The organism is Actinopolyspora xinjiangensis, from assembly GCF_900104475.1.
Classification (GTDB): domain Bacteria; phylum Actinomycetota; class Actinomycetes; order Mycobacteriales; family Pseudonocardiaceae; genus Actinopolyspora; species Actinopolyspora xinjiangensis.
This window is the reverse complement of the sequence record NZ_FNJR01000004.1, coordinates 265,063-287,029: the sequence shown is the minus strand read 5'-3', so window position 1 is coordinate 287,029 and position 21,967 is coordinate 265,063. Positions and strand designations below refer to the sequence as shown.

Annotated in this window: 15 protein-coding genes and 1 pseudogene; 8 read left to right on the top strand and 8 right to left on the bottom strand. The window is 68.6% G+C overall.

Annotation, left to right across the window (positions count from 1 at the left end):
* Window positions 1–41: 41 nt before the first annotated feature.
* On the top strand, window positions 42–1,565 hold the full coding sequence (locus BLQ75_RS08305) for a cobyric acid synthase (RefSeq protein WP_092600533.1): 1,524 nt from the start codon (window positions 42–44) through the stop codon (window positions 1,563–1,565).
* Window positions 1,566–1,617: 52 nt separating this feature from the next.
* Here the strand turns inward: BLQ75_RS08305 and BLQ75_RS08300 are convergent, their stop codons facing one another.
* A complete protein-coding gene (locus BLQ75_RS08300; protein ID WP_043572169.1) occupies window positions 1,618–2,301 on the bottom strand; it encodes a FadR/GntR family transcriptional regulator in 684 nt (227 codons plus the stop codon).
* A gap of 49 nt (window positions 2,302–2,350) precedes the next feature.
* Here BLQ75_RS08300 and BLQ75_RS08295 point away from each other — a divergent pair, with 49 nt between their 5' ends.
* A complete protein-coding gene (locus BLQ75_RS08295; protein ID WP_043572166.1) occupies window positions 2,351–3,667 on the top strand; it encodes a CynX/NimT family MFS transporter in 1,317 nt (438 codons plus the stop codon).
* Between the two features lie 215 nt (window positions 3,668–3,882).
* On the opposite strand, the gene BLQ75_RS08290 is transcribed toward BLQ75_RS08295, so the two are convergent.
* Window positions 3,883–5,280 (bottom strand): mycothione reductase, encoded by a 1,398-nt coding sequence (locus tag BLQ75_RS08290; protein WP_092600531.1) that lies wholly within the window; start codon window positions 5,278–5,280, stop codon window positions 3,883–3,885.
* Window positions 5,281–5,674: 394 nt separating this feature from the next.
* Between BLQ75_RS08290 and BLQ75_RS08285 the strand changes: the two genes are divergently transcribed.
* Together BLQ75_RS08285 and BLQ75_RS08280 are read left to right on the top strand one after the other, a co-directional pair.
* On the top strand, window positions 5,675–7,207 hold the full coding sequence (locus BLQ75_RS08285; protein ID WP_092600284.1) for a sugar transferase: 1,533 nt from the start codon (window positions 5,675–5,677) through the stop codon (window positions 7,205–7,207).
* Between the two features lie 260 nt (window positions 7,208–7,467).
* Window positions 7,468–8,455: pseudogene (locus BLQ75_RS08280) on the top strand (SGNH/GDSL hydrolase family protein).
* Window positions 8,456–8,583: 128 nt separating this feature from the next.
* Here the strand turns inward: BLQ75_RS08280 and BLQ75_RS08275 are convergent.
* Both BLQ75_RS08275 and BLQ75_RS08270 read right to left on the bottom strand, forming a co-directional pair.
* Window positions 8,584–9,786, bottom strand: a complete 1,203-nt coding sequence (locus tag BLQ75_RS08275; RefSeq protein WP_092600283.1) for a glycosyltransferase — start codon at window positions 9,784–9,786, stop codon at window positions 8,584–8,586.
* 64 nt (window positions 9,787–9,850) lie between these two features.
* On the bottom strand, window positions 9,851–11,140 hold the full coding sequence (locus BLQ75_RS08270) for an O-antigen ligase family protein (RefSeq protein ID WP_092600281.1): 1,290 nt from the start codon (window positions 11,138–11,140) through the stop codon (window positions 9,851–9,853).
* A 228-nt stretch (window positions 11,141–11,368) separates the two neighbouring features.
* Here BLQ75_RS08270 and BLQ75_RS08265 point away from each other — a divergent pair, with 228 nt between their 5' ends.
* Window positions 11,369–12,565: a glycosyltransferase gene (locus BLQ75_RS08265; RefSeq protein WP_092600279.1), complete on the top strand. Its 1,197-nt coding sequence runs from the start codon at window positions 11,369–11,371 to the stop codon at window positions 12,563–12,565.
* 34 nt (window positions 12,566–12,599) lie between these two features.
* Window positions 12,600–14,231 carry a hypothetical protein gene (locus BLQ75_RS08260; protein WP_244515332.1) on the top strand — a complete coding sequence of 544 codons (1,632 nt, stop codon included), beginning with the start codon at window positions 12,600–12,602 and terminating at the stop codon, window positions 14,229–14,231.
* 144 nt (window positions 14,232–14,375) lie between these two features.
* Here the strand turns inward: BLQ75_RS08260 and BLQ75_RS08255 are convergent, their stop codons facing one another.
* The 3 genes from BLQ75_RS08255 to BLQ75_RS08245 all read right to left on the bottom strand — a co-directional run bounded on the left by BLQ75_RS08255 (window position 14,376) and on the right by BLQ75_RS08245 (window position 17,463).
* Window positions 14,376–16,100, bottom strand: a complete 1,725-nt coding sequence (locus BLQ75_RS08255) for a right-handed parallel beta-helix repeat-containing protein (protein WP_244515331.1) — start codon at window positions 16,098–16,100, stop codon at window positions 14,376–14,378.
* A 146-nt stretch (window positions 16,101–16,246) separates the two neighbouring features.
* Window positions 16,247–16,666 carry an FAD synthase family protein gene (locus BLQ75_RS08250; RefSeq protein WP_092600273.1) on the bottom strand — a complete coding sequence of 140 codons (420 nt, stop codon included), beginning with the start codon at window positions 16,664–16,666 and terminating at the stop codon, window positions 16,247–16,249.
* 2 nt (window positions 16,667–16,668) lie between these two features.
* Window positions 16,669–17,463, bottom strand: coding sequence for a CDP-alcohol phosphatidyltransferase family protein (locus BLQ75_RS08245; RefSeq protein ID WP_244515330.1), 795 nt, complete (start codon window positions 17,461–17,463; stop codon window positions 16,669–16,671).
* Window positions 17,464–17,937: 474 nt separating this feature from the next.
* Here BLQ75_RS08245 and BLQ75_RS08235 point away from each other — a divergent pair, with 474 nt between their 5' ends.
* Together BLQ75_RS08235 and BLQ75_RS08230 are read left to right on the top strand one after the other, a co-directional pair.
* Window positions 17,938–19,476: a cellulose synthase operon protein YhjQ/BcsQ gene (locus BLQ75_RS08235; RefSeq protein WP_092600268.1), complete on the top strand. Its 1,539-nt coding sequence runs from the start codon at window positions 17,938–17,940 to the stop codon at window positions 19,474–19,476.
* On the top strand, window positions 19,473–20,825 hold the full coding sequence (locus tag BLQ75_RS08230) for an MATE family efflux transporter (protein ID WP_211481237.1): 1,353 nt from the start codon (window positions 19,473–19,475) through the stop codon (window positions 20,823–20,825). The genes BLQ75_RS08235 and BLQ75_RS08230 overlap by 4 nt, the downstream gene beginning before the upstream one ends.
* A 115-nt stretch (window positions 20,826–20,940) precedes the next feature.
* Here BLQ75_RS08230 and BLQ75_RS08225 read toward each other — a convergent pair whose 3' ends face one another.
* A complete protein-coding gene (locus tag BLQ75_RS08225) occupies window positions 20,941–21,486 on the bottom strand; it encodes a YbhB/YbcL family Raf kinase inhibitor-like protein (protein WP_092600265.1) in 546 nt (181 codons plus the stop codon).
* Window positions 21,487–21,967: the final 481 nt, after the last annotated feature.

Below are 21,967 nucleotides of genomic sequence, written 5' to 3'. Positions count from 1 at the left end.
GCGAAGGCTCGGGGACGCGGCCGTGGTGTATGAAAGCTGACGTGAACTCACTGCTGGTTGCCGGGACCACCTCCGATGCGGGCAAGAGTGTTCTGGCCGCCGCTCTGTGCCGGTGGCTGGCGCGTCGCGGAGCCCGGGTGGCGCCGTTCAAAGCCCAGAACATGTCCAACAACTCCGTGGTCACGGCCTCCGGCGGTGAGATCGGGCGCGCTCAGGCCGTGCAGGCCATGGCAGCGGGGGTCGAGCCCGATGTGCGGTTCAACCCGGTGCTGCTGAAGCCGGGAAGCGATCGCAGCTCGCAGGTGGTGGTGTTGGGGCGCGTGGCGGGCGAGGCCACCGCGCTGTCCTACCGCGAGCGAAAGGCAGAGCTGCTTCGTACGGTCACCGGGACGCTTTCCGAACTGCGCTCCGAGTACGATTACGTGATCTGCGAAGGAGCTGGTTCGCCCGCCGAGATCAACCTGCGCGCCCACGACATCGCCAACATGGGGCTCGCCCGCGCGGCGGACCTGCCCGTGCTGGTGGTCGGCGACATAGACCGGGGCGGGGTGTTCGCGCAGCTCTTCGGCACGCTCGCCCTGCTGGACCCCGCCGACCAGGCGCTGGTTTCCGGATTCGTGATCAACAAGTTCCGAGGCGAGCCCGACCTGCTGGCCCCCGGTCTGACGGACCTCCGAAAGCTCACCGGTCGGCGGGTGCACGGCGTGCTCCCGTGGTCGGAGGAGCTGTGGCTCGACGCGGAGGACTCGCTGTCGTACGTGGCAGACGGGGTGGTCGGCCGGCCCGCTCCGCCGGTGGGCGAGCAGTGGCTGCGCGTGGCCGTGCCCCGGCTGCCACGCATCTCCAACGCCACCGACGTCGAGGCGCTGGCCGCGGAGCCGGGGGTCTCGGTGCGGTTCGTGACCGAGCCCTCGCGGGTGGCGGACGCGGATCTGGTGGTGCTGCCCGGATCCAAGTCCACGGTCGCCGACCTCGGTTGGCTCCGGGAGACCGGGCTGGCGCGAGCCGTGCTCGAACACGCCGCTTCCGGTGCGCCGGTACTGGGGATCTGTGGTGGTTTCCAGATGCTCGGGGAACGGATCGTCGATCACGTCGAGTCGGGGGCCGAGGTCGAAGGGCTGGGCCTACTGGACATGGAGATCGAGTTCGACACGACCAAGACGCTGGGCAACCCGGTGGGGACCGCTCTGGGGCGTCCCGTGGCCGGCTACGAGATCCATCACGGCAGGGTTCGGCGTCCACCGGAGGTGGAGCCGCTGGTACTGCTCCCCGACGGGGGTGGTGAGGGGGCGCTCCACGGCTCCGTCGCCGGAACGCACTGGCACGGGCTGTTCGAGAACGACGAGTTCCGGCGCGATTTCCTCGGGCGAGCGGCGGAACTGGCAGGCAGAACCGGTTTCCGGGGGTCGCGGAACATCTCGTTCGCCGAGCTGCGTCGCACCCAGCTGGAGCTGCTCGGCGACATGGTGGAGCACAACCTGGACACCGACGCGCTGCTCCGACTGCTGGACCACGGTGCTCCGTCCGGTCTGCCGAGTGTCGCCGTGGGTGCGGCGTCTTCCTGAATCACCCGGTCACGCCCCGCCGGGGAGGGTGTGGCGATCCTGCCCTCGTCCGTTACGGGTGTTCGGGTTCGAACTCTGCGAGCAGCTCGTCGAGGAATCCGCCCGCCTCGGCCGCCGCTCGTTCGGGCTGTCCGTCGCGGACTGCCTCGAACAGTTCGGTGTGCGACACGGCGCGCTCCGGCGGGACCTCGGGGTCGAAGGTGGTGGCGACGCTGGACTGGACCGCTTCGCTGATGCCCTGGTAGAGCTGGACCAGCACCGGGTTGTGGGAAGCTTCCATCAGCCGGAGGTGGAAGTGGCTGTCGGTGCGCACGACCCGTTCGCGGTCGCGTTCGGCCAGCGCCGCGTCCCGGTCCCGCAGCGCGACCTCCAGGTCGGCGATGTCGGCTTCGGTCCGGGCGCTGGCGGCGAGTCGGGCGCTCTCCACCTCAAGAGCCCGCCGCACTTCCAGGACTTGCCGGAGTTCGCTGTCGCAGAGCCTGCTCACGGCTCCCGACAGTTCGCTCGTCGCGCGCACGAACGTGCCGTCACCCTGCCGTACTTCCAGCAGGCCCGCGTGGGACAGGGCTCTCACCGCTTCGCGCACCGTGTTGCGTCCCACGCTCAGCGCGTTGACGAGTTCGGCCTCCGGAGGGATCCGCTGTCCGAGTGGCCACTCGCCTGACGCGACGAGCTCTCGCATCTGGGCGATGACTTGGTCCACCAGGCCGGTCCTCGTTGTCGTGACCAAGGGCACAGCGAGGTCCTTTCATCCAAACATCCTACGTTTGCCATACTAGTACGCGATGTATTCCGAGTCGCGTACCGAAACCGTTTCCGATCGGTTGATCGTCCAGGATGCCACTCCGGGGGCGGACGAGACCCGGAATGATACGACTTCGCAAGCCAACCAAAGCGCGCCCGAGACCGACGGTGCCTCCGACCGGGCGGCGGCCGCGGGCGGCGGACTGCTGCTGGCGGGTGTCGCGCTCGCGGCGGCGAACATGCGTCCCGCCGTGACCAGCCTCTCCTCGATACTCGGCGGGGTGCGTGACTCGCTCGGTGCGAGTACCACCTGGGCCAGCGTGCTCACCTCCGTGCCGACGCTGTGCTTCGGAGTGGCCGGGATCGCCGCACCGCTGCTGGCCCGCCGCTGGGGGATGCGGCGCGTCGTGGGGATCGCGCTCGGCGTGCTGACAGCGGCGATGCTGTTCCGGGTGACCGGTGCCGCGACCACCGTTCTGGTGGGGACCGTGGTCTCCTGCGCGGCCATCGCCATGTGCAACGTGCTCATTCCGGTGGTGGTGAAGGAGTCCTTCCCCCGACGGGTGGGGATGGCCACCGGCCTGTACACCACGGCGATGGCGGCCGGGGGATCCGTCGGCTCCGCCTTCACCCCCTGGCTGCGCGCCGAGCTGGGAGGATGGCGCCTCGCGCTGGCCACCTGGGCGGTGCTCGCGCTGGCCGCCTTCCTCGTGTGGAACTCGGCGGGGCGAGGCGGTGACTCCGGGGCCGGGGCCGCTCCGAAGGCTACGGCCGGGGCGGCGAACGGTGGGGCCTCGTTGCTGCGCAGCCCGCTCGCCTGGGCGGTCACCGTCTACTTCGCCATGCAGTCGCTGGTGGCGTACGTGGTGATGGGCTGGCTTCCCGAGGTGTTCAAGTCGGCGGGGGCCGGAGCGGGCGCCGCGGGGGGACTGCTCGGACTGGTCCTGCTGATCGGCGTTCCGATCAGCATGGTGCTACCGCCCCTGGTGACCAGGACGAAGGGGCAGTCCGTCTGGACGGTCTGCCTGGCGGCCACGGCCATCAGCGGTTTCCTGGGAGTGCTGTTCGCGCCGATGAGCGCACCGCTGCTCTGGGCGCTGCTGATCGGGGTCGGAATGAGCGCCTTCCCACTGGCACTGGTGCTCATCTCGCTGCGCACGAGCAGTGCGGCCGACACGAGCAGGCTGTCCGGGATGGCGCAGAGCATCGGCTACCTGATCGCCTCGACGGGCCCGTTCCTGTTCGGCATGCTGCACGACGTCACCGGAAGCTGGTCGGCCTCGCTCGTGGTGCTGATAGGTGTCCTCACGGTGCAGGCGCTGGTCGGAACGTTCGCGGGTCGTCCCCGCACCGTCTGACTCGTCCGAGAGCCGGGGCGGTATCGGAGGGGTGACGCGGGAGCGGGACCGGTGAATTCCGCCGCCCACCGGGCAGCGCCGGAGAGACGTCCCGCTCCGGTCGTCACCGACGACCTCTTCCCCCTACGAGCCGCCGATCCACGTCTCCGCGTCCCGGGGCGCGGGCGAACCAGGGTTGCCCGGTGGGCGTGCCCCGGGACGAGTGCGGAGCTCGATCAGTCCAGGGGAAGCCCGAGCAGTGCGTTCTCGACCAGTTCCGGCATCGCCGGGTGAATCCAGTACTGTCCGCGTGCCATGGAACGCGCGTCGATGCCGAACTCCATGGCCTGGATGAGGGGCTGGATCACGGTGGGAGCCTGCGGTCCGATGATGTGCGCGCCGAGCAGCTTCCCCGTCGAGGGGTCGGCGAGCAGCTTGGCGAAGCCGGTGGTGTCCTCCATCGCCCAGCCGTAGGCGATGCCGCCGTAGTCCTGGGTGGCGGTGACGTAACGGACACCGCGTTCGACCGCCTGCTGCTCGGTGAGTCCCACCGAGGCGATCTGTGGGGCGGAGAACACCGCGTGCGGGACGAAGCGGTGGTCGGACTCCACGGGCTCCTCGGGGTGCAGCAGATTGTGCTGCACCACCCGTTCCTCGTGGTTGGCGACGTGCTTGAGCTCGTGGTCGCTGCTGATGTCGCCCAGTGCCCAGACGCCCTCGGCGCTGGTGCGCTGCGTGCTGTCCACCTTGATCTTGCCGTTCTCGGCGGTCTCGATCCCGGCGGCGATGGTGTCGAGCAGGTCGGAGTTGGGGCGGCGCCCCGTCGCCACCAGCAGGGTCTGCCCCTCCACGCTCTCGGCCCCTTCGGGGCCGTCCAGGTGGAGTCGCACCCCCGAACCGGCACGTTCCACCCCGGTCTCCCTCCGGTTCAGCCGCAGGTCCCACTGCCGTGCCGCGAGTTCCGTGAAACGCTCGGAGACGTCGGTGTCCTCGTTGCGGAGCACCCGCCCGGAGCGGCCGATCATGGTCACCCGTACCCCCAGCGCGGAGAAGATGTGGGCGAACTCCGCCCCGATGAACCCCGTGCCGAGGATGATCATGTGTTCCGGGAGTCGTTCCAGACGCATCACGCTGTCGCTGGTGTGGTACTCCACGTCCTCGATCCCCGGTATCTCCGGGATCACCGGACGTCCCCCGGCGGCGAGCACCACCCGGTCGGCGCTGATCGTGGTCGGCCCCCCGGCCGTCTCGACCGAGAGTTCGCGGGGCGCGGTGAACCGCGCGAGGCCCTCGTACAGCGTCACGTTGGGATTCTCGTCCCTGCGGAAGCGCTTACCGCTCTCGGCGATCGTGTCGATCCTGCCGAAGACACGGTCCCTGATCTCGGGCCACCGCACCTCGTCGAGCCGCAGTTCGACACCGAGCCGTTCCCCGGAGACGGGAGCGTTGGCGACGTCCGCGGTGTGAACGAACATCTTCGTCGGGATACAACCCACGTTCAGGCAAGTGCCGCCGTAGGAAGCGTGGCTGCCGACGCCCTTCTCCACGACCGCCACGTCCCAGTCCGCGAATCGTTCGTCGAGGATCGCGTTGCCAGAGCCGGTACCGATGATGATCAGATCGAAGTGTCGCACGTGCCCCATCCTGTCTCGCTCGCCTTGCCGCCGCGTACAACCCGGGGTTCGTTCCTGAAATTCCCGCCGTTCGGTTGGAACCATCCGGTGGCCCGACCGCTGGTCCGGAGTGGGAAGCGGCGGGATCTCCCGACGGAACGAATCGCCTTCTTGAGTAGAAAATAGTCAATCGTTATGCGGTTGTTCTCTACTTGGAACCGCTTGGTTCGCTCTCCCCCGAGAGGTCCTGTGCAGGGAATATTTCGAAGTATCGCTGGGTGTTCCGGATGTAACGTGATATGAAAGATGCTCGAAAAAGTGGGGGAACAGCAAGTCGAACGTCCCCGCGACATCGGAATCCGGAGATTCCCCGGGCCGTTGCTCGGCCCGTGCGTTCGTGGTGAGTGGAGTACGAATGCGGCTATCCTCGGGGCGACGAACCCGACCTGTCGAGCTACGAGAGGCGATTCCCCCGCCCGAGCCCTCCGGTCCGACGACTCTCCGGCCCGGACCTGGTCGGACTCGTGAGAGGGGACGCAGGTCGTACGGAACTCGGGTGCTTCCCTGGGAACGCCGTTACCGGCTGGTGGTCGCCCTCGGCGATGTCGTCGCCACCGGGGTGGCGGTGGCGGGGGCGGCGGTGTTCTCCACTCCGCCGGAGTCCTGGCAGACCGTCCTGTTCGCCACGGTCACCGCTGCCGCACTGCTCACCGCACTCGTTCCGGCCTGGGATCACCGGATCCTCGGCCAGGGAGCCGAGGAGTTCCACCGACTGGGCAGGGCGTTGCTCATCGCCGCCGTGCTGCTGGCCTTCGGTGCGGTCGCCACCGGCGTCGGCGAGCTGCGTGGTTGGATCTTCGTCGTGCTTCCCGGAGCCGCCGTGCTGTGTCTGTTGCAGCGCTACGTGCTGCGCAAGCTACTGCACCGCAGGAGGGCCGTCGGCCAATGCATGCTGCCCGTGGTCGCGGCCGGCCACCCCGAGGCGCTGCGCGATCTGATCGCGCGTACCCGCAGGGAGTCCCATCTCGGCTGGCAGATCCGCGCGGTGTGCACCGCCGGAAGCTCGGGAGACGGGGCGGACGTCGAACAGATCGATTCCGTTCCGGTGGTCGGCGACCTCGACGAGGTGGCTCGCAGCGCGCGGGAGGACGCCTATCGCGCCGTGATGATCAGCGCCGACCGGTACTGGACCCGCAGTCGGCTGCAGTGGTTGTCCTGGGAGCTGGAGGGGACCGCCACCGAGATGGTGGTGGCGCCGGTGCTGATGGACATCGCCGGTCCCAGAGTGCACGTGTCCGAGGTGCTCGGCATGCCGCTGCTGCGGCTGAGCGAACCGGTGTTGACGGGGCCTCGCCTGTTCGTGAAGTTCACCGTGGACAGAGTCGGCGCGCTGCTGTTGCTGTTGTTGCTGTCCCCGTTGTTGTTCCTGATCGCCGTCGTGATCAAGGCCGACAGTGCCGGGCCGGTCTTCTACCGCCAGCGGCGGGTCGGTCACAACGGCCGCGTGTTCACGATGCTGAAGTTCCGGACCATGGTCACCGGTGCCGACCGCTCGACGCTCGGTGAGGAAGTGACCGACGAGGGGGCCGGTCCGCTGTTCAAGTCGCGGCGAGATCCCCGGATGACCCGAATCGGCTCCCTGCTGCGGGGCTACTCCATGGACGAACTGCCTCAGCTGTTCAACGTTCTCCTCGGCGACATGTCACTCGTCGGTCCCCGCCCACCGCTGCCGAACGAGGCCGAGTCCTACGAGCCGGAGATGCACCGCCGTTTTCTGGTGCGTCCCGGGATGACGGGGCTGTGGCAGGTCAGCGGTCGAAGTGACCTCTCGTGGGCCGAGAGCGTCCGGCTGGACCTGCGGTACGTGGAGAACTGGTCGTTGACCCTGGACGGGATGATCCTCTGGAAGACGGTGCGGGCGGTGGTGACCAAGGAAGGGGCGTACTGAGGCCGCGATCCCCGCTTCGACGGAGCGGCGCCGCTCGCGAATCCGGTGACACGGGACTCCGGCCGCTGTCGTCACCGTTCTCCCGCGCTCCCTCCCAGGGCTGCTGGTCTTCTCGTCGGTCCCGTGTATCCCACGAGGTCAGTGCTCTGGAACGCGTCGGTCGCCTGAAGCTTTTAGGCGAATGTAGGACAGTTCTCGTCGAACAGGGGAGAGCAGGGTGCGCACCGGGCTGACAGCGCGGCGCCGACGCACAGCTCGCGATGGCCGAGACCCAGCCCTCCGGGGTCCGGCTGAAGTTCCGCGGCCACGCCACCGCGGTCGAACTGGACACGGTGCCCACCAAACGGGTCTACGCGGGACTGCCACCACGTCCGGACGGTGTCTACGAACTGCTCGTCGACGGTTCTCCCGTGGGCGGCGGTGACACTCTGGTCATCGACATGACCACCGGAGCCACCGAGAACCGTCCCGGCGAGGTCGGCACCCTCTCCTTCACCGGCCTGCCCGCACGCGAGAAGGACGTCGAGATCTGGTTGCCGCACGACGAGACCACCGAGCTCGTGGCGGACAGCGGCCGCGGCGTGTGGCTGCACCACGGCAGCTCGATCAGCCACGGTTCCGACGCGGCGGGCCCGACCAGCACCTGGCCCGCGGTCGCCGCCGCCACCGCCGGGGTGGAGTTGATCAACTTGGGACCGAGTGGCGGCGCGCTTCTCGACCCGTTCACCGCCCGCACGCTGCGCGAGACCAACGCGGATCTGATCAGCGTCAAGATCGGCATCAATCTGATCAATACCGCCCTGATACGCGGGCGCGCCCTCGTTCCGGCCGTCCACGGCTTCCTCGACACCGTCCGCGACGGACACCCCTCGGCGTCGTTGCTGGTCGTTTCACCCATACACTGCCCGATCCACGAGGACACCCCCCGGGCCCAGCTTCCCCGACTTCACCGACCTCGGTGGTGGGAAACCGCGGTTTCGGGCGGCAGGTGATCCGGCGGAACGCGAGAACGGGAAGCTCACCCTGAACGTCATCCGGGAGGAGCTGGAGCGCATCGTGCGGGAGCGGGCCGTGCACGACCCGAACCTGCACTACCTCGACGGCAGGGAGCTCTACGGTGCGGTCGACTTCGAGGAGCTGCCGTTGCCCGATCAGCTCCACCCGGACGCCGCCGCCCATCGCCGCATCGGCGAACGCTTTCACCGGTTCGTCCTCACCGCCGACGGCCCCTTCGCGGATCGGAGCTGAGCGGTCCGGTCCGGGGTGGGGCGGGGCCTGTCCGGCGGACTCCGCGACCACGGTTTCGGCGCGGGCCAGCGTGGTGCGATGTCGCGAGTGCTCTCGCCACGAGGCGGTCGGCCCCGCGCGGCGGAGCCCTACCGGTGGTCGGGTCCGACGAGCAGCTCGCGTATCGAATCGTGGTAACGGGCGGGATCGAACAGCTCCGCGGCCTCCCGACGGGCGTGTTCCGCACGCTCCGTCGCGCTGGACCAGTCGCGCAGCAGCCGTTCGATCCCGTCCGCGAGCGCCTCGGGGTCGTCTGCCGCGACGATGTGGCCCCGCCTGCCGTCACCGACCGTTTCGGGAAGCCCCTGGACATCGGTGACCACGACCGGAACCCCCGCCAGCTGGGCCTCCACCGCGGTGTTGCCGAACGGTTCGAACCGGGAGGGCACCAGCGCGATGTCGGCCCGGGCGTAGTGGTGCCAGACAGCGGAGTCGAAGCCGTGCAACGCCACGGCGTCCGGCAGCCCCAGCTCAGCGATCAGCTCCCGCACCTCGCGTTCGAACCATTCGTAGCCGTTGAACACCGAACCGACCAGATCCAGCGTGACGGGGTGTCCGCGTTCGCGGAGCAGCGCCGTGGCGCGTACCGCCGTGTCCGTCCCCTTGCGTGGTGAGAGCCTGCCGACCAGGACGAGCCGTCGCGGCCGCTCGCTCGGAGCCTCCGGGGCCGGATCGGGCCCGGGTACACCGTTGTAGACCACCTTCGTCCTGTTCCGCAGTGGTGGGATGCTCCGGTGCAGCGCGTTCGCCGCGGCACGACTGTTGACCACGACCTCCCGGCACGCCAGTAGTGGCAGCGCCAGTCCCGCCCGTACCGGTAGCGGCGGTGTCTCCTCCGCCTCGTGCACGTGGGTCACCACGCGGTGGCCCAGCGCCGCCGCCGACAACGTCCATACGGGAACGGTGATCGTGCTGATGTAGACGGCGTCGAATCGGTGCCGCAGCAGCCGGAGCGTGCCTGGCAGCGAGGTCAGGCAGTCCAGCAGGAAGGTGAGCATGCCGCGAGGGCTCAGGACGCTCTTGCGGAGCACCGCGGTCCGGCGGTGGAGCACCCTGGCTCCGCTCCGCCGGAGGTGGTCAGCCAGGGGGCCGTGCTCGGGCAGCACCACGACCACCCGTCTTCCCGCGCTGGTCAGGGCCCGCACGGATTCGAGAAAGACCCGATCGGAGCCGTACAACTCGGCCGAGGGGTGCACGAGCAGCAGGGGGTTTCCCGCTTCCCGGTGGGTGGGGCGGGGCTCGGCCGGTGCTTTCCGGCTCGTGGGCAGGCCTTTCGAGGACGGCCGGATCATCTACTGCTCCCATCGTCGCGCCCCCGCCGTTCGGAGCGGGGAGGAGTGGAGGGTCTCGTCGTTGTCACCGCGCGGCCGTGGACACTGTTCGGCTCGCACCGTCGGCTTCGTCCCGGAGCATGCCGGCCCAGGCCGCCAGCATCAGCAACCAGACGGCCGCCGCGTTGGCCGGAGCCCCGAGGGCTTCGGTGAACACCGAATTGGCCAGCATCCCCAGCGAGACCGAGATGATGATGGTGCGGTCCACTCGTGGTTCCGGGGTCAGCCGTTTGGCGCGTGCGCTGTTGACGAATACGCCGATCACCAGTGCCGACCACGCGACCAGGCCGAGCAAACCACTGTTGACCAGCAGGTTTATCACGGCGTTGTGCCCACCGCCGAGACCCATCTCGTCGAGGAAGAGACCACGCGTGGCGCTCTGGCCGTGCCCGTACAGCGGCCGTTGTGCGAAGGCTTCCAACGCGTAGCCCCACAACTCGGTGCGGGCGTTGAGGGTCATCAGTCGCGACATCGAGTGTCCCCGAGTGAAGAATCCCGCGATGGCGGGGGCGGCTGCCAGTCCCACCGCCAGCGCGCCGACCGAGAGGAAGGCGGTGATCTCCAGTCGGCGGGTTCCCCGCCACCTGAGCCACAGCGCCGTCACCGATCCCACGGCGGCGGCCAGCGCGGCGCCCCGCGTGTTCGTCGCCACCAGGCCACCCGCGCAGACGGCCAGCATTCCCAGATAGACCCCGAGCGGCCATCGGGGGCCGATCCGGGTGTTGCGCCTGCCGATGATGTAGCTCGCCAGTACGATCACGGCGATCGCCAACAGCTGACCCGCCGCTACGGGGTGCAGGTACAGCCAGGTGAACCGATCCGGTTGGCTCTCTCTACGCGGGAACGGGACCAGTACGCCGAAGATCACCGAGGCGGTGATCAGTGCGCTGTAGGCGTGCGCGAAGCAGTGCATGCTCGCGCGGTTCGAGTGCCGTGCCGTCGAACGCGTCAGCGCCAGAATGATCGCCATCTGGCAGGACCGCACCAACGCCATCTCGAAGTACGGTGAGTACACTGTGGATAAAAACAGTGTCGCGATGTAGCCGTAGGCGGCCAGCGTCGTCCAGTGGGCCGTCGTGAGCCTCGGCGCCGGTCGGAAACGAAGGAACAGCCAACAGGCGACCACTCCGTAGGTGGCGATCTCCAGCAGCACGAAGAAGTCCGGATTGCCGGAGATGGATTGGTCCTGACTGCGGATTCGGAATTCGTACTCGCTGGCTACGATGAAAGCCAGTGCGCACGCGACCAGTCGCCAGGTGTCCCTGTCGGAGCGGGAGCCGGGCGCGTCGGTCAGGAAGTGACGGTAGTCGAGCACGGGAACCCTCGTCTTGGAAGTGTTGCGGAACGAGTTTTTACCAGCCCCGTCCGGTGTGTTGGGCTTCGGTCGTGGTGAAGGGTTTTCCCGGCCTGGAGGTGGGCGGCGACGGCGCGCGTCGGGAGAGATCCTGTAACGAACCGGTACCGCGAGCTTATCCAGCGGTTCGTGTACCCGCACCATTGGTTGCCGAACCACGACGTGGAGGTGCGATGTGATTGGACGGCGATGCGCATAGCGATGTTCGGAACACGGGGTGTTCCCGCGCGATACGGCGGGTTCGAAACCTGTGTGGAGGAAGTCGGCAAACGGTTGGTCCGGTTGGGCCACGAGGTAACCGTCTACTGCCGTGACGGCAACGACCTCGAACGGAGCACCGAACACCTGGGGATGAAGCTGGTGCGGCTGCCCGCTGTTCGCAGGAAGACCCTGGAGACGTTGAGCCACACCGGCGTGTCGGTGGGTCACGCGTTACCGAATCCACCGGATGTGGCCGTGGTGTTCAACGCCGCGAACGCGCCGTTTCTCCCCTTGCTGCGTGCCAGGGGCGTGCCGGTCGTCACTCACGTCGACGGTCTGGAGTGGAAGCGCGCCAAGTGGGGAAAGGTGGGGTCGCGTTACTACCGCGCCGCGGAGGCGGCGGCGGTTCGTTGGTCCGATGCGTTGATCGCCGACTCCCGTGGCATCCAGGAGTACTACGCGGAGCGTTTCGGGATCAAGACGGAATACATTCCCTACGGAGCTCCCGTGCTGGACACCGTCGGTGCCGACACCCTGGCCGAGCACGGATTGCGTGCGGGGGAGTACCACCTGGTGGTGGCGCGTTTCGAACCGGAGAACCACGTGGACGTCGCCGTGGCCGGATACAACCGCAGCGGCGCCGTACGCCCGCTGGTGGTCGTGGGGGAGGCCCCTTACTCGGACGCCTACACCGCCCGTGTCCGAGGGCTCGCCTCGCGCGGCGCTGGCGTGAGGTTGCTGGGGGCGGTCTGGGACCAGCGCGCGCTCGATCAACTCTACGCCAACGCGCTGACCTACGTGCACGGTCACTCGGTCGGCGGCACCAATCCTTCGTTGCTGCGTGCGATGGGGGCCGCCACGGCGGTCTCGGCCTTCGACGTGCCGTTCAACCGGGAGGTCCTGGGGGAGTACGGCGCCTATTTCACCGACCCAGCGTCGCTGGCCGAGTGTTTCGACCGCGCGGAGGAGCGCCCGCAGGACACCGTGGACCGGGGGCGGGGGCAGCTCGCCGAGCTCCGGCACAACTACGACTGGGACGCTGTGGCACGTGACTACGCCGAACTCGCGGAGCGGCTACGTGTCTCTCGGGGCTCCCCGTCAACCGGGAGAGCGTCGCGCCTGTTCGGCCGGGAAGCGGCCGGACGCGGGCAGGCGTGGCGAAGCCAACCTGACAGAGAGGAGTGAGATGTTACGTCGTAGCCGAAGAGTCGGTGCGGCTATGGCCGGGATCGTCGGGCTGGGGCTGTTGACCGTTCCCACGGCGGGAGCGGCCGAGCAGCCACCGCAGCCGGTCACGGCCGGTGCGCTGCCCACTCCGCAGACCGACGGGATCGTGCTTTCGATGGCGATCGTGGGTGACACCGTCTACGCGGGCGGCCATTTCAGCAAGGCCCGTCCCGCGGGGGTCGCCCCTGGCGGTGCCGGTGAGGTGACCAGGGACAACCTGCTCGCCTTCGACCTCGGAACCGGCGAACTGCTCGACTGGTCTCCCTCGGTGACCTCCACCGAGTTCGAGTCCAGTGCCGATCCCGGACCGCTGTGCGACTCGCTCGGCGAGAACCGTTGGCGGTGTGACACGGTCTTCAACGTCACCGCGGCACCCGATGACAGCAGGGTCTACGTCGGTGGTGACTTCGACCGGATCAACGATCGGTGGCGTTCCCGGCTGGCCGCCTTCGACCCGGCCGACCGCACGCTGGTCGACGGGTTCGACCCCAGGGTCGCCGGTCGTGTTCGGGCGCTGTCGGCCACCGAGGACACCGTCTACCTGGGCGGGGCCTTCGACAGCGTCGACGGCACCGATCGCACCAGGCTGGCCGCGGTGTCCACTTCGGGTGAGCTGCTTCCGTGGTCTCCCACGGCCGACGCCACGGTGCACAGCCTGCTGGCGGCGCCGGAGCAGCGGCGCACACTCATCGGTGGTGCTTTCGACAACGTCAACGGGCGGTCCCACGTCGCGTTGACGGCTGTCGACGACACGACCGGCGCCGATGTCCCCTGGCAGTGGGAAGCGCCCTCCGCCGCGGACGTGGTGACCGACATCGACACCGACGGCAGTGGGCGGGCCTACATCGGCTCGTACAACTGGGACGGCGGCAACGTCGATCGGTTCGAGGGCCGTGGTGCCGTGCGCATCGAGGACGGGTCCACGGTCTGGATGGACGGCTGCTACGGCGACACCCAGTCGGTCGCGGTGTCCGAAGGAGTGGTCTACGCGGCTTCCCACACCCACGCGTGCGCCGCGTTGGACGCCATCCCGGAGGACGGGCCGATCGACTACCAGCGGTTGACCGCGGAGACCGCCGGGGCCACCGGCACGGCACCCCGCGACACGAATCACGTGGCTGAGGGCGACCCTGTTCCGGAGCTGCTGCCCTGGTTGCCCAACACCAACGGTGGTCCCGAGGACAGCCCCTGGCAGAACGGCACGTGGGCGATCGAGGCGAACTCGGAGTACGTCGTCGTCGGTGGTGAGTTCACCACGGTCAACGGTGAGCGGCAGCAGTCGCTGACCCGTTTCGCCGCGCGTTCGGTCCCGGACGCGGTCAACAACGGACCGCAGATCCCGTTCCGGGCTCCGGACGTGCGACGTGAGTGGCTGAGTGGTGACGTCACGATCGAGTGGACCGGAACCTGGGACGCGCAGAACCGTTCCATCCGCTACGAGGTGATTCGGGTCGGCGAGTCCGAACCGATCCACACCGTGACGAAGGAGTCCTGGCCGTGGTCGTTGCCGACCATGCGGTTCACCGACACCGATGCTCCTGGCGGGAGCACGGAGTACTGGATCAGGGCCGTCGACGCCGACGGAGCCTCCATCGGTTCACCGCGAGGCAGTACCGACTGGTGAGCGACCGTTGAGCGGCCGGTCCGTCCCCCGCGGGACGGACCGGCCGCTTCGCTTCTTCCCGCGAGTTCTGGGAACCGCTGGGACCAGTGGGAAGTTCCGCCGAGGGAGCGTTGCCGGACGACCGGGCGGACGAACTCCGCCGGATCACCCTTCGCGTGCTCCCGGCTGCGTCAACAGCCCCACGTCGGGGTGTTGGAACTGCGGCACCCCGATCCTCTCCGCCACTTCCCGAGGCAGCGGGCGGCCGCCCTGTTTGCCCGGCGCACCGGCGCGCAGCCGGTAGTCACCGTTGTCCGGGGCGCGGAACGGGTGTCGATCGGTGCGTTCCGAGACGCTGTGTTCGCCCTGCCCGGTGGCCTCGTTCAGTTCGTCCAGCGATCGGAACCTGTCGCGTTCGCCGTCGCCGTGGTACCACTCCGCGAGGTAGGGCTCGTCGCCACGCAGGTAGACGTTGCCGTCGCCGCGCGACACGAAGGCGGGAGTGGTGACCTCCTCCGGCTTGTTATCGCCCATCCGGATGAACGGCTCGTCGTGGGCGGTTCCCGCGAAGAGGTTGTTCACGATCCGGGTGTCGGCGGTGATCCAACTCATCCCCAGCTCGTGACTGTAGGGATCGAACTCGGGGGACCGAGGGTCGTTGTAGAGCCCGAGGGAACCGTGGTTGTTCCAGAAGGTGTTGTTGCGGAACCCGACGTGGTCGGTACTGGAGATCTTCATGCCGAACTGCTCGTTGCGCAACAGGAGGTTCGATGCGAACAGCGCCTTCGAGGAGACCTCGTAGTACAGGCCGTGCTTGACGTTCTCCCGCGCGAGGTTGTGCACGACCGTCGCGTCCGTGCAGCCCAGATCGCACCACCAGCCGGAACCGATGTTGTTCACGAAGGAGTTGTGCTCGATCACCGCACGCTTGGTGCGGGTCATCTTCACCCCGCCCGCCCCGATGGCCGGCCCGGACAGGGCGAAGTGCTCCCGGTTGTTGCGCAGTACCAGGTTGTCGACCATCCGCACGTCGTGCGCCAGGTTCGACATCAACCCGACCAGACCGTTGTCGGCGATGATGTTGCCGTCCACCTTCGCGTTCGGCGCGAACACGGCCACGCCGCTGGAAGCCGACCACGCGAACACGTTGTCGCGCAGCACGACGTCGGCGGCGTTGACCACCACCATCGCACCTTTCCGGCCGTACTCCTGACGAGCGGCGTAGTGGGCGATCCCGATCCCTCGTAGACTGCTTCCCGCCGCACTCGGGCCGTCGAACTGCAGCAACCACGGGTACGCGCTCACCTCGACGGTTTCGCCGGTCGGGTCGGAACCCAGCAGCAGGGTGTCGGCCGCCGGGTCGACGAAGAACGTCCCGTCCGTGACCTCCTCCCGCGAGGCCACCTGCCGCAGCGGTTTCCCGTCGAGGAAGACCATGTCCGGCAGTCCCGCGTTCGGGTGGTTCGAGTCGATTATCTCGGGGAGGAAGCAGTCCCGGCAGTACTCCGGCGACCAACCCCGGTGCCGCCAACCGCGCTCGGTGCGGGTCCAGCCGCTGAGGACCTCGCTGCCCTTGAGCCACACCTGCTCTCCGGGGAAAGACCTGATGTGCAGCTGCTTGCGGACTATTCCCAGGCTCTCGCGGTACGTGCCTGCCCGGAGCACGATCGTCGCGGACGGGTCCGCCTTCCCGACGGCCGCTTCGAGGGTACGCAGCGGGGAACCCCGGGTTCCGGGAGCGTTGTCCTCCCCGTCGTTGGAGACGAAGACCGCGTCCGGCGGAACCGGCGCGCTCGTGCCCGGCACCGTGGGAAGGGGGGAAACCGGCAGCGAGTGGTGGGTGGCCGTTTCCGGGGTTCCCGAGCTGTCGCGCACCAGGAGGCCCGTCACCAGAGCGCACGCGCACAGCACGACCGCTCCCACGGCCGACGAGAACCGAGCACGGTGGTTTTCGGTACGTGGAACCAGGGGAAACATGTCGGGTTGACCTCATCGTGTTGTCGCGTCGGGGGCGCCGAGCGCTGCCGGGGCCGGTATCACAGTTCGGGAACCGATACCCGGTCGCGCAGGGAGGTGCTCGACACGTGTGCGGTGTACGGGAAGTACACGATCCTCACCCCCACGGCACCGAGTCTGTCCTCCAGGTCCGCTCCCCGCTCGGTGTCCTTCCAGTCGTCACCCTTTACCAGGACGTGGAAACCGATTCGCCGCCACGAGAGGAACTTGTCCGTGTAGGGATCGGCCACGGCCTTGTCCACGTGTCGGATGCTGGCGACGATCTCGAGGCGTTCCTCGAAGGGTACGACGGGACGTCTGGCCTTGGCGCGCAGGATCATCTCGTCCGTGGCCACCCCCGCGATGAGCCGGTCGCACGTCGAGCGCGCCCGCTGCAGAATCCGGAGGTGGCCGATGTGGAACATGTCGTAGGCACCGGGTGCGTATCCGATCGTCGGCATGTTCACCGACCCGGTTCCGGCGAGCGCAGTGCTCCCATCTCGGAGAACCACTTCGGCAGGGCCAGACACGCGAATCCGAGGTGAGCGGCGAACAACACAGTGTAGACCGTGAGAAAAGGAACCGTCGTACCCAGCAGGAAGAAGCACAAACACAGCACCCCGTAGTCGGTGGGAGCGACCAGCAGGGAGCGTTTCACTCCCGTTTTCGCGGAATTCCCGCTTTCCGGCGACGACGAATCACTCGGATTCGCTCGTCGCAGCTGATCGTTGAGGATCATCGCGAAGAACAGCACGCTTTCGGTTATCGCGAAACCGAGCGGTACCAACAACCACGGGTCCGGTGCCTCGGCGAACCGAAACGTCGAAAGCAGGACCGCGATGTGCAGCGCCGGGATCTTCGCGCTGTCCACCACGTGGTCCAGCCACTCCCCGGCGGGATTTCCCCCACCCCGCAGCCTGGCCAGCTGCCCGTCGGCCGAGTCGAGTGCGTATCCCAGCAACAGGGCCAGACAAACCAGTATTCCGAGTAGCGACGAGGGTGGTGCGGCCGCGAGCGCGACGATCCCCCCGAACGTGAACACCGCGCTCGTCAGCGTCACATGATTAGGGGTTGCTCCCGTCAGATAGGCCATCGCGGCGAGGTAACCGCCCGCCTTGCGGTTGACGAACCTGGAGTAGGCGGGGGCTCCCCTGGCCGACTTCTGCGCGCCGGGAAGCCGCCGCAACGCTTCCCGGAATGCCGAGTCCGTCCGGTCCTGCCCGGTCCGGGAAGCATTCCGCAAGGCGGGTTCGCGCACAGGCTCTCCTTCGTCGAAGGTACTCGTCGTCCGGTTCCGAACGCGTCACCCGGAGCAGGGCCGCGCGATGCCTTCGAATCGATCTCCGCGGTGAGGGGAGGCACTCCGGGGAGTCGGGGAGAACTCCGTCGTGCTCCGAGGGGCGGAAACCTCGCGATTCGCCAAACTCTCGGACGCGCCCGGATACTCGTCAAGTGCTCGCGGTTCGTTACACCGCTATCGTAATCATGGTGTTCGTCTCGGGGTGTGGCACCGTGATCCGGCGGTCGCCGTAGGATTCCGCCATCCGGGCGTGGCGTGCCGCCCGGACGGTACTCGTGCGGGTGCCGAGGACCTCGGCCGTCCGCGCAGCGGTCGATGACCGGTGGGCGGCTATCGTGATCCCCGTCGTCGTGCCGCGCGAGTCGACCGTTTCCGTTGATCGCTCGATCGTGACTGTCGCCGGGGAGCGACCTCGCGTCGAATGGAGCCGCAATGAACGAACCGCTGCCCGCCCCGAACGTCCTCGGCGCGTTATGGCGATACCGGTGGAGTTCGCTCGGGATCGTCGTCGGTACCGTGCTGCTCAGCCTCGTCGTGGCGCTCACGGTGGGGAGCGCGGGAGTGGCCGAGGCGCGTATCGTGCTCAAGGCCCCCGATTCGGCGCAGGCGCTCGGCTTCGAAGTGACCAGCGAGTCCGGTTTCGTTCGTTACGTCAACCAGCGTGCGCTGTTCGTGACTTCCGACCGCACCCTGGGAGCCGCTCAGGAACAGCTCGGCGGGCAGGAGACGATCAAGGAGCTGCGTGAGGCGGTCACCGCGAAGGCCTCCGACAACGGTGACTCGATACTCCTGCGCGTCGACATAGGAGACGCACGCCGATCGACGAGGATCGCCAACGCCGTGGTCGCGGCCTACCAGCGCGAGTCCCGCGCGGAGGTCTCCAGCTCCGCCGAGGAAGCACTCGAAGCGCTTCGCGGCCGCCGTGAACAGCTCGTGTCCGACGTCGCTGACTCCGCTTCGGAGGCGGACTCGGCCGCCAGTCGCACCATCAGTGAGCTCGACCAGCGCATCACCGAGATCAAGATCGCCTCCCGGCAGTTCGGCGACGGTGTGTCCTTCGTGGACAAGGCCGTGACCGATTCCTCCGGTGTGCTCACCGCCCTGCTGCGTGACGCGCTTGTCGGTATCGCCGTTGGGGTGCTGCTGGCCGCGACCGTGGCCTGGGCTCGTGCCGATCGCAACCGCAGGGTCCGCGACGCGGCGGACCTCGCACGGCTGTCCGACGAGCCACTACTCGGCGAGGTGGAGGCGCTCGGCGAGGGCGAGGCCGCACGGCTGCACAATCTGGTGGTTCCGCCGCTGGGCTCCTACCGACTCGTCTCCTCGGTGCTTCGCAACACCGTCCGGGGCGGACTGGTGGCCGTCACGGGCGTCTCGGTGGGGGACGGCGCCACCACCACCGTGCTGCAGGTGGCCGGAGCGGCGGCGCGGGACGGACTCCGCGTGCTCGTGGTGGACGCGGCGGTGCGCACCAGGGAGCTCTCGCACAACGTCGCGCTGCAGAACGACTGGTACGGCATGGCCCCCATCGCCACCGGCGCGGCGACCGTGCACGCTTCGACCAGGGTCATAGAAGTGGGGCCCGGTATCGAGTTCCGCGTGATCCCCGCCGGGCGTGCCAGTGAGGGAGCTCCCGACTACTTCCGCTCCTCCCTGCTGCGTCGGGCGATGGTGGAGGCTCGTGGCGGCTACGACCTCGTTCTGGTCGACCTTCCGCCGCTGGAGTCCGCGCCGGAGGTCAGCGCCCTGGTTCCCGCCGCCGACGGCGTGGTGCTCACCGTCCGGAAGGAGCGGTCGGTGGCCGCGTTGCGTCGCGCGAGGGAGCGGATCGAGCTGTTGGGTGGCAAGATCGCCGGGTACGTGTTCACGTTCGCCTCCCAGAGCTCCCAGACGAGCCAGCAGTTCACCGAGCAGCAGTCCGAGCCCCAGGGCAGGGTCTCCGCGGTACCGGGCCGGGGGGACGGGCAGTGACCTCCTCCCGTGTCCCCGGACGGATTCGCGGGCAGTTGGGGGACGGTGTGGCGGGGGTGTTGTCCCAGGGGGTCACCGCCGCCACCAGTCTGTTGGCACAGCTGATCGCCGCCGTCTCGCTGGGGCTGTCCCAGTACGGGGTGTTCGCGGTGCTGCTCGCCATGCTGGTGGGGGTCAACGCGCTCTACATCGGATTCGTCTGCGACAGCTTCACCGTTTTCGACCGGCACGCGCCGCGCTGCCGTGCCGCGTTGGTCTGCGCGGCGTCGCTGCTGATCGTGCTGTTCACCACGGCAGCGGCGGTGTTGGCGCTGACCTTCGCGGGTGGAGGAATCCGCTCGGCGGCGCTGTACGCCGCGCTGGTCGGATGCAAGCTGGTCGCGGAAACCGTGCGCAGGTTGTTCGTGGCCCGGGTGGCCTTCCGCGCCCTGCTGTTCAACGACGTGTGCTGTCTGGTGGTCACCGCGCTGGCCCTGGCTTCGCTGCCCACGGTGGTGTGGAGCCCCACCCCCGCTGTGCTGTTCGGCTCGATGTGCTGCGGTGCGCTCGCCACCGTCCTGGTGGGGCTGTGGCAGCTTCCCGCCGTCGAATGGCGTGGCCTGCGGCCGGGGTGGACGGAGCTGCCACGACTCGCGGAGTTCGCGGTGTGGCGCGCCCTGCAGTCAGGGTTGCGTCCGCTGACGCTGCTCGCGGCCAGGCTGGTGGTGGCGAACGTGGTTTCCACGGCCGCGGTGGGGGTGCTCGAACTGGCCCGACTGGTCGTGGCCCCACTGCAGGTGGTGATCAACGGTTCGGGCAGTCTGCTGTTGGGCAAGCTGGCGGCGCGCGAACGCGGGGGTGACCGGCGTGATCCGCGTTCGATCGGCAGGGCCGCCTGGTCACTGGCAGCGGGGACCGTTCTCGGTGGGCTGCTGTCGGCTACAGCGGCCGTGCTGCTCGCGCCGCTGGTGTTCGGCAGAACCGTCGACGCCGCCACGGTGTTCGGCTGGGTCGCCTACCTCGCGGTGTGGGCGGCGGGACTTCCCTATGCCACCGAACTCGTCACTCGTCGCAGGGCACGGGCAGTGTTCGTCCCGCGGCTGGCCGACTCGCTCGTCGGCCTGGCCCTGGCCACCTCCGCGCTGCTGCTGGGTGCCCCCGTGGCCGCGCTGCCCTGGTCGCTGGCGCTCGGCGGGGTCTACGCGGTGTACCGGCTGCGCGTATTGGTCGAATCCGGCTCGGAGTCCACGGTGTCCAGCGGCGTGTGCGATGAGCGGCAGGAAACCGCCCCGGCGGAGGAGGCGGAGTCCCACTCGCGACGGACCCCGCACCTCCCGGGGGGAGCACCCGGATCGGGCGAGAGGAAGTAGTGGACCGGCCGGAGCGGACCCGGCCCCGCCGTGCTCGGGCGACGGGCCGGGAACCACAGCGGTCGGCCGCACGGCGTGACCGGTGGACAGTGGGAACCGCTCTCGTCGCGGCGGCTCAGTGCGCGTAGGTCGGCGCGATCACGGCACGTCCCAGCGTGTGGAAGGCGAGCATGAAGTTCACCACCGCCGGTGTGGCGGTGCTGTCGACACCGAGCCTTTCACTGTCCACCGCGTTCACCGCGAAGTAGTAGCGGTGCGGGCGGTCGCCCTCCGGCGGGGCCGCTCCGCCGAACGCTTGTTCTCCCACGTCGTTGCGCACGTGGAAGGCTCCTTCCGGGATGCCGCTTCCACTCCGGTCCCCGGCACCGGTGGGCAGCTCGGTGACCGACACCGGGACGTCGACGAGCACCCAGTGCCAGAATCCCCCGGGGATGGGGGCGTCGGGGTCGAAGCAGGTGACCACGAAGCTCTTCGTGCTCTCGGGGAAGCCGTGCCAGGCGAGGTGGGGTGAGATGTTGTCGCCGCCCGCCCCCATGCCGTCGAAAGCCTGCGCCTTGGACATGGGTTGGCCATCGGTTACGTCGTTCGAGGTGACCGTGAACGATGGTACTTCGGGCAACAGGCTGTAGGGATCGGGATCGATGGGACGCTCGAGGCTCATTGCGCCTTCCCTTCTCGTCGATCGGAGTTCGGTACACCTCGGCAGGGATCACCGCCGCGCGGAGATCAGCCGCTCCCAACCGTAGTCACCCCCGCGTGGCAGGCCGTGCCCACTCCCGCCGGGCTCTCGGAGCGCGCGGTCCGGGACCGTGGTTCCGCCGCTAGCGGGAACCACCGGCACCGCTCCGGTGGCGGCACCGTCCACGTGCGCCGGTTCGGCCGGTGAGGGCGTTGCCCGCGAGTTCGGACGGAGCGCTCGGCGCGAGCGGTCAGCCGTGGTTTCGCCATGTTCGCCGTTCGGAGCGACAACAGCGTATTCGTCACCGAATCGGGTGATGCGGTGTCCCGCCTCGGCTTGCTTGCGAGCCGCTTCGGGGGACGTCTTGGACACTGACGGCAACAGCCCGGTGACGGGAACGACCCACCGATGCGCGAGGCCCGACCAGCGCTTCGTCGGATTCCGTGGACGATGACGGTTACAG